The 11,922-nt window shown below is 41.5% G+C and carries 13 protein-coding genes and 1 pseudogene; 12 read left to right on the top strand and 2 right to left on the bottom strand.

The window, feature by feature from the left end:
- The first annotated feature begins 43 nt into the window (after positions 1-43).
- The 4 genes from FXF70_RS00385 (at position 44) to FXF70_RS00370 (ending at position 3,665) form a co-directional block, all read left to right on the top strand.
- Positions 44-1,216 carry an iron-containing alcohol dehydrogenase gene (locus FXF70_RS00385; protein WP_008345787.1) on the top strand — a complete coding sequence of 391 codons (1,173 nt, stop codon included), beginning with the start codon at positions 44-46 and terminating at the stop codon, positions 1,214-1,216.
- Positions 1,217-1,342: 126 nt separating this feature from the next.
- On the top strand, positions 1,343-2,698 hold the full coding sequence (locus FXF70_RS00380) for a glucose-6-phosphate isomerase (protein WP_017367943.1): 1,356 nt from the start codon (positions 1,343-1,345) through the stop codon (positions 2,696-2,698).
- Between the two features lie 317 nt (positions 2,699-3,015).
- A complete protein-coding gene (locus tag FXF70_RS00375; protein ID WP_025207892.1) occupies positions 3,016-3,234 on the top strand; it encodes a spore germination protein in 219 nt (72 codons plus the stop codon).
- Between the two features lie 29 nt (positions 3,235-3,263).
- Complete coding sequence (locus FXF70_RS00370; protein ID WP_024719713.1) at positions 3,264-3,665, top strand: YugN-like family protein; 402 nt, start codon at positions 3,264-3,266, stop codon at positions 3,663-3,665.
- On the opposite strand, the gene FXF70_RS00365 is transcribed toward FXF70_RS00370, so the two are convergent.
- Complete coding sequence (locus FXF70_RS00365; protein WP_041091818.1) at positions 3,662-4,648, bottom strand: potassium channel family protein; 987 nt, start codon at positions 4,646-4,648, stop codon at positions 3,662-3,664. The two genes, FXF70_RS00370 and FXF70_RS00365, sit on opposite strands and share 4 nt — an antisense overlap.
- A 126-nt stretch (positions 4,649-4,774) precedes the next feature.
- Between FXF70_RS00365 and FXF70_RS00360 the strand changes: the two genes are divergently transcribed.
- The 6 genes from FXF70_RS00360 to FXF70_RS00335 all read left to right on the top strand — a co-directional run bounded on the left by FXF70_RS00360 (position 4,775) and on the right by FXF70_RS00335 (position 8,953).
- Positions 4,775-4,999 (top strand): YuzI family membrane protein, encoded by a 225-nt coding sequence (locus tag FXF70_RS00360; RefSeq protein WP_008345775.1) that lies wholly within the window; start codon positions 4,775-4,777, stop codon positions 4,997-4,999.
- Between the two features lie 81 nt (positions 5,000-5,080).
- Positions 5,081-5,755: a zinc metallopeptidase gene (locus FXF70_RS00355; protein ID WP_024719711.1), complete on the top strand. Its 675-nt coding sequence runs from the start codon at positions 5,081-5,083 to the stop codon at positions 5,753-5,755.
- A 48-nt stretch (positions 5,756-5,803) separates the two neighbouring features.
- A complete protein-coding gene (locus tag FXF70_RS00350) occupies positions 5,804-7,096 on the top strand; it encodes a hemolysin family protein (RefSeq protein WP_024719710.1) in 1,293 nt (430 codons plus the stop codon).
- A gap of 136 nt (positions 7,097-7,232) precedes the next feature.
- Positions 7,233-7,634 carry a secondary thiamine-phosphate synthase enzyme YjbQ gene (locus tag FXF70_RS00345; protein ID WP_025207889.1) on the top strand — a complete coding sequence of 134 codons (402 nt, stop codon included), beginning with the start codon at positions 7,233-7,235 and terminating at the stop codon, positions 7,632-7,634.
- 14 nt (positions 7,635-7,648) lie between these two features.
- Positions 7,649-8,680 carry an NAD(P)H-dependent flavin oxidoreductase gene (locus tag FXF70_RS00340; RefSeq protein WP_148779652.1) on the top strand — a complete coding sequence of 344 codons (1,032 nt, stop codon included), beginning with the start codon at positions 7,649-7,651 and terminating at the stop codon, positions 8,678-8,680.
- A gap of 24 nt (positions 8,681-8,704) precedes the next feature.
- On the top strand, positions 8,705-8,953 hold the full coding sequence (locus FXF70_RS00335) for a hypothetical protein (RefSeq protein WP_008345765.1): 249 nt from the start codon (positions 8,705-8,707) through the stop codon (positions 8,951-8,953).
- Between the two features lie 21 nt (positions 8,954-8,974).
- Here FXF70_RS00335 and FXF70_RS00330 read toward each other — a convergent pair whose 3' ends face one another.
- Positions 8,975-9,715: a protein-glutamine gamma-glutamyltransferase gene (locus FXF70_RS00330; RefSeq protein ID WP_008345763.1), complete on the bottom strand. Its 741-nt coding sequence runs from the start codon at positions 9,713-9,715 to the stop codon at positions 8,975-8,977.
- 156 nt (positions 9,716-9,871) lie between these two features.
- Between FXF70_RS00330 and FXF70_RS19430 the strand changes: the two are divergent.
- Positions 9,872-10,921: pseudogene (locus tag FXF70_RS19430) on the top strand (cache domain-containing protein); the annotation flags it as partial.
- The gene (locus FXF70_RS19425; RefSeq protein ID WP_395947854.1) at positions 10,913-11,863 is read left to right on the top strand and encodes a methyl-accepting chemotaxis protein; all 951 of its coding nucleotides are present in this window, start codon (positions 10,913-10,915) and stop codon (positions 11,861-11,863) included. The pseudogene FXF70_RS19430 and the gene FXF70_RS19425, both read left to right, overlap by 9 nt.
- The last annotated feature ends 59 nt before the right edge of the window (positions 11,864-11,922 follow it).

Here is an 11,922-nt window from a genome sequence, read left to right as displayed (position 1 = left end):
TTCATGTTTTTGGATATATATGTTTTAAGGAGATGTAGAACAGATGGAGAACTTTATTTACTATAATCCAACGAAATTAATGTTTGGAAAAGGACAACTAGACGGACTAAAAAGCGAACTCGCTCGTTATGGAAAGCGAGTGCTTCTTGTATATGGTGGAGGCAGTATTAAGAAAAATGGTCTTTATGATAAGGTCATCAGCGCTTTAAATGAAGCAGAGGCTGACGTATTTGAACTGTCAGGAGTTGAACCGAACCCTCGCCTCACTACAGTGCAAAAAGGGATCGACATTTGCCAAAATGAGAACATTGATTTCTTATTAGCAGTTGGTGGGGGAAGTGTCATCGACTGTACAAAAGCCATTGCAGCTGGAGCTGAATATGACGGGAATGTTTGGGATATTATTTCAAAGAAAACGACCGCTCAAAAAGCACTGCCATTTGGCACAGTATTGACACTTGCAGCGACAGGCTCAGAAATGAACCCGGATTCTGTGATCACGAACTGGGAAACAAATGAAAAGTACGTGTGGGGCAGTTCAGTCACGCACCCTGCTTTTTCAATTTTAGATCCTGAGCACACATATTCTGTGCCAGAGAATCAGACGGTGTATGGCATGGTTGATATGATGAGCCATGTATTTGAACAATACTTCCATAATGTCAAAAATACGCCTCTACAAGATCGGATGTGTTTTGCTGTTCTTCAAACAGTCATCGAGACAGCACCAAAGCTACTGGAAGACTTACAAAACTATGAGCACCGTGAAACCATCCTTTATGCAGGAACGATTGCTTTAAATGGCACGCTGCAAATGGGCTATTTTGGCGACTGGGCATCTCATACGATTGAGCATGCCGTATCAGCAGTCTATGACATACCGCATGCAGGTGGACTTGCGATCCTCTTCCCAAACTGGATGCGTCATACACTCGATCATAATGTCGAACGTTTTAAAAACCTCATGTTGAACATGTTTGACATTGAGACAGAAGGGAAATCGGATCGTGACATCGCATTAGAAGGAATCGACAAGCTGTCAGCCTTCTGGACAAGCCTCGGTGCACCGAGCCGTTTAGCCGATTATGATATTGGTGAAGACCAACTGGACAAAATTGCTGACATCGCAGCAAAAGAAATGGAATATGGTGGTTTTGGTAACTTTATGAAACTTGGCCGTGATGACATTTTAGCGATTTTGAAAGCTTCTCTATAATTTGGATGGCCGCTTCTCTTCATGAGGAGCGGCTTTTTGCTGCATCAATGACGATCACTTGATTTCAATAGCTAGTTCCGCTAAAGTGAAAGGGACAGAACTAACGTAATGGAGGGCTTACAAGCGATGACACATATTCAATTTGACTACTCGAAAGCGTTACCTTTCTTTCAAGAACATGAGCTTACATATTTAAAAGATTTTGTGAAGGTGGCCCATCATAATATTCATGAACAAACGGGTGCTGGCAGTGATTATTTAGGCTGGGTTGACTTACCGAAGCAATATGATCGCGAAGAATTTGCCCGCATTCAAAAAAGTGCTGAAAAGATTAAATCTGATTCTGATGTATTACTCGTTGTTGGAATTGGTGGATCTTATCTTGGGGCACGTGCGGCCATTGAGTTTTTAAACCATTCTTTCTATAATACTTTGCCAAAAGGCAAACGCAAAACACCGCAAATCATCTTTATTGGAAACAACATCAGTTCTTCTTATTTAACAGATGTAATGGATCTGCTAGAAGATGCCGATTTCTCCATTAACGTGATTTCAAAATCTGGTACAACAACAGAGCCAGCCATTGCGTTCCGTATCTTTAAAAAGCTCCTTATCGAAAAATATGGTGCTGAAGAAGCGAAAAAACGCATCTATGCGACAACTGACAAGGCACGCGGGGCACTCAAAACATTAGCAACTGAAGAAGGCTATGAATCATTTATCATCCCTGATGACGTCGGCGGACGCTATTCCGTTTTAACAGCAGTTGGTCTATTGCCAATCGCTGTAAGCGGTGCAGACATTGATCAAATGATGGAAGGTGCTGCGAAAGCAAGTGAAGACTTCGCATCATCTGAGCTCTCAGAAAATGCGGCTTATCAATATGCGGTTGTCCGTAATGTTCTTTACAATAAAGGACGGACAATTGAAATGCTGATTAACTATGAGCCAGGCTTACAGTACTTTGCGGAGTGGTGGAAGCAGTTATTCGGCGAAAGTGAAGGGAAAGATGAAAAAGGAATCTATCCTTCATCTGCGAACTTCTCAACGGATCTTCATTCACTTGGTCAATATGTACAAGAAGGAAGAAGAGACTTGTTTGAAACCATCGTGAATGTAGACAAACCACGACATGAACTTGTCATCGAAGCAGAAGAACAAGACCTTGATGGGTTAAACTATCTTGCAGGAAAAACGGTTGATTTCGTCAATAAAAAAGCATTTGAAGGCACAATGCTTGCTCATACGGATGGAAAAGTACCGAACCTGATTGTGACAATTCCTGAAATGGATGCTTATACATTCGGATATCTCGTGTACTTCTTTGAAAAAGCATGTGCGATGTCTGGGTATTTACTAGGCGTCAATCCATTCGACCAGCCTGGAGTAGAAGCGTATAAAGTGAACATGTTTGCTTTATTAGGAAAACCGGGCTTCGAAGAGAAAAAGGCAGAACTTGAGAGCCGTCTCAAACAATCATAAGAATAAAAGGCACATCTTTTCATAAGATGTGCCTCAGATTGTTGACAAAGGGCTAAAATGAACTGTATTTTAGCCCTTTGTCTTCTTTTTAGCGTGATAGAAAACCTTTGAAGTCTAGGAAGGACGAGCACTGGAGCGGAGCGAATTTGACATTCGTGAGCACCAGTGCGCAGGACTGACAACGAATGCGAGGGTTTGTCTACACGCTAAGGCACATCTTTGCATAAGGTGTGCCTTTTTTTATGTTCTCATGGTGTCAGTGCAAGCCTCCCTAAGCTCTGTACATAGAATAATCAATGGAGGAGGTTGATGAAGCGATGAGAACAAATCATATTTATATCCATGACATTTCCGGGCAGGCCATCGTTAACTTTGGGAATGTTGGACGGATTTGTCCAATGAGTGCTACGAAAGAAACATCAGGAGCGGGCAGTGCGAACGAGACAAATGCATCATCCAGTCAAAGCTTATTTGATGCTGCTTTTACAAACAATGTGCAAATCACGAAAGGCAAATGTATGAATTCCTCTCTTTAACGAACCCTATACAAAAAGGAGGGTTCTGTATGATTCATGTACCATCTAGGCTGACTGGTGAAAGCTTTTCACTGTACCATTTAGAAGAAAACATGAAGCCGCTCGGATATGTCATTAATGGGAATTGGGATTATGATCATGGATATTTTGATTATAAAATTGACAACCGTGACGGCTATACCTTTCTCAGAGTTCCGTTTACAGCCGAGAAAGGACAGCTGGATCAGCCAGGCGTTGTGGTGAAAATGGGACATCCATTTCTCTTAAAGCATGTCTATCAAGATAAATTAGATGACCATGCGATGGTTGGAAATGTAGGGGCATCTTTTAATCAATTCCAAGAACCGAAAGAGAAAGACGGAGATGTGTCAAAGGCTTATGCCGAAATTGGCTTTTCACTCGTCAAAGAATTAGAAGATGTACTGCTTTAAAAGCTGATCAGCTCATCCTCTGGATGAAGCTCATATCCAAAAGGAGGATTCATCATGGGTCCTTCTTTTTTTTGTACGCCTACAATGATCACATGATGCTCTAAAAAGTGATGAAGTGCCGTTAAGAATGTCTCTCCAGCTAATGAAGCTGGTACTGGAATGATGGTGATCTGTTTATGGAGGGTCATGTTTCTTTTGATTTTTAACGCCATGAGCTGTTCTTTTAAAAGAAAATGCTCCACCATTAAATGATTCACGGCATCAGAAGTATGGATGACTTGATTGGCGCCAGCCCGCTCAGCATTTTTCACATAGCGATCGGTTAAAATTTCAATTAAACAATATAACGAAGGATTTAATCCTTTTGCCGCAAGCAAGGTTAAGACACTCTGCATATCAGCCGTCACTTCATTTTCATGCTGGTCGGCGGTAATCATCAATGTATCAGCACTCATAATATTTGCTCTGCGAAGTGTGGCATCCTCTGTACCATGGCCTTTAATAAAATGGACATTCTCTAAAAGAGGTCCTTCCTTTAAGGAATCATCAATGAGTACAATCGGCATCGCGGGATCAATGGTTTGAAACGATTGAAGCAGTTTGTTCGTTTTCTCATTCCAGCCGACAATGATGAGATGTCCCTTCCCCTTGAAAGCCACCTTCCCCTCTACATAATGGTGCTGTTTGCTAAATACAGCGGCAGCAAGCGTGGCAAAATATGCAGTGACAAAGCTGGCGCCGATCAAAATAAGCGCCATCCCTGCTACTTGCCCAGGCATGGTTTGCGGCACAAAATCACCATAGCCTACCGTCGCAACTGTAATGAGAGCCCACCAGATCCCATCAAAGATCGTATGATACTGCTTTGGTTCAAGTATGACGATTAATTGTCCAAAAAAGAGAAGCAAGAAACAGATGATGATCGCAATGCGAACATAAAGAGGCCATCTTAGCCAGGCAATGAAGATACGGTTTGATTTCATCGAACTCGTCCTTTCAGGGAGACTGCTAATGTCAGTATGCCCGATTAGGAAACAATTTTTCATCATCGTCATGTATTGAAACAGAACCCATATCTTAAAATAAGAGAGAAGAAGGAGGGAATGCGAATGTCGTTTGTTCAAAAGACCGTACTTCTTTTTATTGGCGCACACTTTTTATCATCTGCGGTGATTTTACTCGTGTTTGATTTAAATGCGGTGAACCATTTTATGAATGATTTCTCGTGGCTTCGTTTTTTTCAAGACCTATATGGAACAGTGACATTTTATACAGCATGCATCGGAATGTTCTTCTTTTTCATTGGTGTAGTGATTCCCCTTAAAAAGACCTAGTGCTTTTTGCTGTACACGTTACATAAAAGTCATTAAAATTGTAAATAAATATATAAAATAAAAAGGAAGCTGATGAGCATGCTGTTTTTTTATTTTTTAACATTTGCCGCATTGGGATTGTCTTTTTGGGCACAATTTAAAGTAAAGAATAATTTTGAAAAGTATTCAAAGGTTGAAGCTGCCAGTATGAAAACAGGTGCTGAAACCGCTCGATATATTTTAGATCGCAACGGGTTATACGATGTACCCGTTGAACCGGTAAGAGGAACTTTGACTGATCATTACGACCCGACGCAGCGTGTGGTTCGTTTATCTGAACCAGTGTATTATGGCCATTCAATTTCGGCCATTTCAGTCGCATCACACGAGGTTGGACATGCCTTGCAGCATCAGGAATCCTATGGTGCGCTTGTCTTGAGACATAAGATCTTCCCTGTCGTGAACTTTGCATCTGGTGTTGCCCCGCTTCTTTTCCTAGGTGGATTATTGCTCGGCAGCCTTAACTTAATCGGGCTTGGGATCGTTCTGTTCTCAGCTGCTGTGTTCTTTCAGCTAGTGACATTGCCTGTTGAGTTTAACGCAAGTTCTCGTGCAAAGAATATCATTGTTTCAGAAGGAATCATTAGAAGCAGTGAAGAAAGAGGCGTGAACAAGGTGTTAAATGCCGCAGCTCTTACGTACGTAGCAGCGGCCCTTGTCTCCCTGTTTGAACTGCTCCGTTTTGTAATGATCTTCCTAAATGGCCGTAATGATTAATTGACGCCAGAGGAGGTGAGCCCTTACCCGTGTTAGGTAAGGGTTTTTTTGTATATTTTAAACGTATTTTTAGTCCTATTACTCATTGCTGCGACAGCTTTTTTTGTTGTCACTGAATTTGCGATTGTGAAAATTAGAGGCTCAAAAATCAATCAGCTGATTGAAAGCGGTGATAAGAGAGCCATTCATGTTCAGAAACTGACAACCAACCTTGATGAATATTTATCTGCCTGTCAGCTTGGCATTACCATCACGGCTTTAGGCTTAGGGTGGTTAGGGGAGCCGACAGTGGAACATTTCCTGCATCCGCTTTTTGAAAAGGCAGGGCTTCATTCCGCTTTGACAGACATCATATCGTTTATCATTGCCTTTGTGATCATTACGTTTTTGCATGTTGTCGTTGGGGAACTTGCTCCCAAAACGATTGCCATTCAAAAGGCAGAAGCCGTCAGTCTTGTGACGGCAAAACCTCTTATTTTTTTCTATAAAGTCATGTACCCGTTTATTAAAGCATTAAATGGGGCTGCACGAGGCATTGTGAAATTATTTGGTTTTCATTCTGTCAAAGAACATGAAGTGGCGATTAGTGAGGAAGAATTGCGTCTCATCCTGTCTGAAAGCTACGAAAAGGGCGAGATCAACCAATCTGAATACAAATATGTCAATAAAATATTTGAATTTGATAACCGAGTGGCGAGAGAGATCATGATCCCGCGTACAGAAATCTCTGCCATTGAAATTGAACAGAGCCTGGAAGACGTGACTCATTATATGCTGAACGAAAGGTATACACGTTATCCTGTCATTAAAGAAGACAAAGATCATGTCATTGGTGTGATCAATAGCAAAGACGTATTTAAAGCAAGTTTTCTCAATCAAGAGGTGTCCATTGAAGACTTAATGCGCCCTGTCATTCGTGTCATTGAAAGTACACCGATTCAAGAACTGTTGATTTTGATGCAAAAGGAACGGATTCATATGTCGGTGCTTGTAGATGAATACGGCGGAACAGCAGGTCTCGTCACAGTTGAAGACATATTAGAAGAAATTGTGGGCGAGATTCGAGATGAATATGATCAAGATGAAACCCCGCATATTGTGAAAAAAGGTGACTTCCACTATGTCATGGATGGGAAAGCCTTGATCGATGAAGTAAATGATTTATTGGATTTAGCGATTGAAAATGATGATGTTGATACAATTGCCGGCTGGATGATGACGCATAAAATTGATTTTGACATTGGAGATATCATTGAAGCAGAAGGCTGTGAATTTAAAATTGTCGATGCAGAAGATCATCATATTCGAACCATAGAAGTAAAAAAGGTTCACTTTTCCTAAAAACCTCGGAGCTATTGACGAGGTTTTTTTGCTTGGTAAACTTTAGGTAAGAAGATTTGTTTCTGCCAACCGGCAGTGATTGGTTTCACATAAAAAGGGTATGGTTTTATAGACATGATCAAAAGGAGCCAGTGAAATGAAAAAAATCAACGTACAAACAGACAAACACGATGACATGATAGACATTACCCATGAAGTTCAGCAATATGTCCGGGAAACTGGGATTCAAAACGGAACGGTTATGGTCTATTGTCCACATACGACGGCTGGAATCACCATTAATGAAAATGCCGACCCAGACGTCAAACGAGATATGCTGCGCCGGCTTGACGAAGTCTTTCCGTGGGAACATTCAAAAGATCGTCATATGGAAGGCAATACAGCAGCGCATATGAAAGCTAGTTATATGGGAGCATCTCAGCACGTTCTTGTCCATCATGGTGATCTTGTGCTTGGAACGTGGCAGGGAATCTATTTTTGTGAGTTTGACGGACCGAGACATCGTCACTTTTATGTACAGGTGTCATCTAACGAGTAAGGGCGGGGGAGAAGATGGGAGAATTCACAGCGTTACTTCAAATTGAACATGGCATCATTCAAGCACCAATGGCAGGAGGAGCGGTGACGCCGCAACTTGTCGCCGCTGTTTCACAATATGGCGGTCTCGGCAGCTTAGCAAGTGGTTATGTACAGCCTGAAAAGATGAGGCAGCAAATCAGACAGGTCAAACAGCTGACATCTCGTCCATTTCAAGTGAATGTGTTTGTCCCTGAATCCATTTCAGAAACGAAAACAGAAGATGTATCATTTTGGACAGATCGGCTGCCTGTCATACCAGAAGCACAGATAATCCCTAGCGAAGAAGAATTATGGAAGGACTATGAACAAAAAATCAACATTCTTCAAGAAGAAGAAGTCCCAGCTGTGTCGTTTACATTTGCCTGTCCAAACGAACAAACAATTCATCACCTGAAACAAAATGGGATCTTTCTCATCGGAACAGCTACAACAAAAAAAGAAGCACTGCTTTTAGAAGAAAAAGGAATGGATGCCATTGTTCTGCAAGGAAGCGAAGCAGGAGGGCACCGAGGCACCTTTTTACATTCAAAGGGAGATGCTCTGCAGGGACTTTTCTGCCTGATCAGTGATGTCAGGTCTGTCTGTCATATCCCATTGATTGCCGCTGGAGGTATCACAGACAGGACCACTATGAAAGCTGCACTAGCACTTGGAGCAGATGCGGTTCAAATAGGGACACGATTTTTAGCGAGTCAAGAAAGTGCTGCGGCAGATGTGTACAAAAAGGCGCTGTTACAGGCAGAAGGCAGTGAAACAGCGATGACACGGCTTTTCTCTGGAAAAAAGGCCAGAGGTATTGTCAATCAGTGGATGGAGGAAGAAAGACGAAATGAAGACCGGGTTCTTCCCTATCCTATACAGCATGTATGGACAACACCGATGCGAAAAGCGGCAGCTGCTACAGGAAACCCAGAACAAATGGCTCTTTGGGCAGGTCAGGGGGTTGGCCGTATTCATTCCATTTTAACCGTTGAAGAGATCATGCATGAACTCACGCAGAAATAATTTGATAATGGGTGGTGTGACAGGATGCAAATCTTAAAACATTCATATCGGAAAAAAGGACAAATTGAATTTCTATTTGATGATTTTCCGCACTCCCCTGCCGTCCTTACCCCCATTCGTCATTACTATTTCGTTCGTTATGTCAAATGGAATCAGCACGACCCTCCAGTCACAAGAAACGATCTAGAAGAAATGGAAATCCTAGCAAACACAATGCTTGGCACGCTCCATGATTACCGCAAACGCAAGGCATACAAAGGCCCCTTGTCATAACCTATAGACAAGAGGCCCTTTTTAACTACCAAACATTTGCCTGAGATAAATAACATCCATCCTAGTAGTCTGCGGCAGTAAATAAGCGGACTGAACAGCCCCTGGCCGTCTTCTGGCATTTAATTTATCGATAATCTCTGCAGCTGTTAAGATCCCAAGCCCATGCCCATAATATTGATCTTCCCCTAAGTAAATCACATTTTCTCCGCGCCATTGAGACTGTTGATAGCTAAACTCTGGATTCTCGAAATATAGGCAATCCCCATAGATAAAATCATTTCCACGCTCTGTATAAATGGACAATGTATCATAGTGCCAGTCATACAGTGTTAAACTTCTAAGTCTTCGATTGAACTTCTCGTCTCCTACCGTTTGCAAGACTCCCATATAAAACACAATGACAATCGCTGTGGCACATTCAAAGGCATATTTTGAGCCATTTTCAAAGATGTCTTTAATCCCTGTAGATGGCTCGACTTGATAGCGCAGTTCTAACGCTCCGGCCTCTGATACACGCCAATAGGCGTCATTCGCACGGGACCTTTGAAAGATAGCAAATGAGGCACCACTTTTATTCAAATCTCTTGCTGCATTCATGATATTCGATCTTAAAGTCACTTCAAATAACAAATCAGATGCCTGCCTATAACGGAACGTATCATTTGAGGCTTGTAACTGCATCAAAATGATCCGCTTTTGTCCTTCTAGCTGAAACGATGCCAGCTGCTCATTTGTCACTGGCTGTCCTGAAAGGATAATCATATGAAAAGCGCCCCCTTTTGTATTAGCGTATGCGGGATGCTTGGGCAAGGAATCAATTTGTGAAAATAAACAAAAAGGCATCCTTTTTATTTGAAAAACATGAAAATAATATAAAGCTGTCCGATATAAAACATAACGTTTAAAAGGAGGAAAAACATGAAAAGTATCATAAAATGGTTGAAAAAACCATCGATTTCTAAAAGGCTGATTATTTCATTCACACTTGTTCTCGTCTTGCCTATCATTACACTCAGTACGATTTCATATCAGATTGCCAAAGAAGAATTAGATCATGAAATCATGTACGGAGCCAACGCAAGAGTCAATGAACTGAATGACATGATCGAGCAAAAGCTTTTGAATAAGGAGAACGCAGTCAAACTGTTTACCGAAACATCCAGTGCTGCAGACTTTAAAAAGAAAAACCAGGACGAACTGTATGAGCATTTTGAGATATACAGTAAAATCAATGAAGATGATGTAGTTGGATTTTATGCAGCAAGTAAAAATCGTGATTTTATTCAGTTCCCTAAAGTGGACATGCCAAAAGGCTATGATCCAACAACTCGTGATTGGTATAAAGCGGCGATGCAGGACGAAAAAGGCGAACCTGTGGTCACCAATCCATACATCTCTGCCACAACAAACGGCATGGTTGTCACAATCGCTCAGCGTCTGAAGGACGGGTCGGGAGCCATTGGGATTGATATTGATGTTCAAGATATCGTCGATAAAATCAAAGATATTAAAATTGGACGAGAAGGATATCCAATTATTGCAAATAAAAACAAACAGATTGTAGCTCACCCAGAAGAAAAATCAGGCTCTGCAGTTACAGAAAATATTTCATCAATCCTTTACAGCGGCAAAGAAGGAACATCAACTTATGAGAATAAAGGAGAGCAAAAACGTCTCGTTTTTGTGACAAATGATTTAACAGGTTGGAAAATTGCTGGAACGATGTTTGTATCAGAAACAGAAGAAGCAGCACAGCCAGTTTGGAATTCTGCCATTATTCTTTTAATTTCTTCTTTTATCCTTGGCGGTATTGCGATCTTCTTTATCGTTCGCTCCATCACAATTGGACTTAGAAGGCTTGTTGATTTCTCCGAAAAGGTGAGTGAAGGGGATCTAACGGAAACCCTCGAAACCAAATCGAAGGATGAAATAGGAGACCTCACAAGAAGCTTTAGCAAGATGAGTGAATCTTTGCGTGAAGTTATTCGAGCGGTCCAGCAATCTGTCGACAATGTGGCTTCAGCTTCAGAAGAGCTGACTGCTAGTGCCAGCCAAACAAGTCAGGCGACAGAGCATATCACCATGTCGATTGAACAATTCTCAAATGGGAATGAAGCACAAAATGAGAAAGTCGAATCTAGCACGAATCAGCTTGTCGCAATGAATGAAGGATTACAAGGTATGTCACAAACTTCATCAGAAGTGACTGCTGTCTCCATTCAATCGACAGAAGCGGCTGGACAAGGCGGACGTATCGTTGAAAGCACAGCGAATCAAATGAAACATATCGATACATCTGTACAAGAAGCAGAACAAGTCATGAAAGAATTAGAATTCAAATCTAAAGATATTACGAGCATTTTAAATGTCATTAATGGCATCGCAGATCAAACGAATTTACTTGCACTCAATGCAGCCATAGAAGCAGCAAGAGCAGGTGAATCAGGGCGCGGCTTCTCTGTCGTAGCAGAGGAAGTCAGAAAACTAGCGGTCCAATCCGCAGATTCAGCGAAAGAAATTGAAAAGCTAATCCAAGAAATTGTGTTGGAAATTTCCAAATCTCAAGAGATGTTCAAAGCTGTTAACCGAGAAGTAAATGCAGGACTTGGGATGACAGAAGAAGCAAAAGAAAGCTTCCAAAACATCTATGAGGCGGCAGAAGGTATGTCGAAAAAACTCACTCAATTAAATGATACAGCGGTTGACCTATCAAGCGGATCAAAACTTGTGTCACAAGCCATGCAAGAGATGCGTCAAGTTTCAAGAGAAAGTGCGGCGAACATTCAAGATATTGCGGCATCTGCTGAAGAACAATTGGCATCTATGGAAGAAATTTCGTCCTCTTCTGTCACACTTGCCAATATGGCTGAGGAATTAAAAGAGCTGACAAGTCAATTTAAAATTGATTAAAAAACGATGAAAAAATATCCAGAATTGTCTGGGTATTTTTTTTATTTTTAAACGTCATT

It is taken from the genome of Bacillus sp. Y3, assembly GCF_008123875.1.
In the GTDB taxonomy this organism is placed as follows: Bacteria; Bacillota; Bacilli; order Bacillales; family Bacillaceae; genus Bacillus; species Bacillus altitudinis.
This window is presented reverse-complemented; position numbering and strand designations above follow the sequence as displayed.

Bases quoted from the DNA above. Each gene is read 5' to 3' on its own strand.
- FXF70_RS00385 (WP_008345787.1), top strand. From the start codon at position 44: ATGGAGAACTTTATTTACTATAATCCAACGAAATTAATGTTTGGAAAA.
- FXF70_RS00380 (WP_017367943.1), top strand. From the start codon at position 1,343: ATGACACATATTCAATTTGACTACTCGAAAGCGTTACCTTTCTTTCAA.
- FXF70_RS00375 (WP_025207892.1), top strand. From the start codon at position 3,016: ATGAGAACAAATCATATTTATATCCATGACATTTCCGGGCAGGCCATC.
- FXF70_RS00370 (WP_024719713.1), top strand. From the start codon at position 3,264: ATGATTCATGTACCATCTAGGCTGACTGGTGAAAGCTTTTCACTGTAC.
- FXF70_RS00365 (WP_041091818.1), bottom strand. From the start codon at position 4,648: ATGAAATCAAACCGTATCTTCATTGCCTGGCTAAGATGGCCTCTTTAT.
- FXF70_RS00360 (WP_008345775.1), top strand. From the start codon at position 4,775: ATGTCGTTTGTTCAAAAGACCGTACTTCTTTTTATTGGCGCACACTTT.
- FXF70_RS00345 (WP_025207889.1), top strand. From the start codon at position 7,233: ATGAAAAAAATCAACGTACAAACAGACAAACACGATGACATGATAGAC.
- FXF70_RS00340 (WP_148779652.1), top strand. From the start codon at position 7,649: ATGGGAGAATTCACAGCGTTACTTCAAATTGAACATGGCATCATTCAA.
- FXF70_RS00335 (WP_008345765.1), top strand. From the start codon at position 8,705: ATGCAAATCTTAAAACATTCATATCGGAAAAAAGGACAAATTGAATTT.
- FXF70_RS00330 (WP_008345763.1), bottom strand. From the start codon at position 9,715: ATGATTATCCTTTCAGGACAGCCAGTGACAAATGAGCAGCTGGCATCG.
- FXF70_RS19425 (WP_395947854.1), top strand. From the start codon at position 10,913: ATGAGTGAATCTTTGCGTGAAGTTATTCGAGCGGTCCAGCAATCTGTC.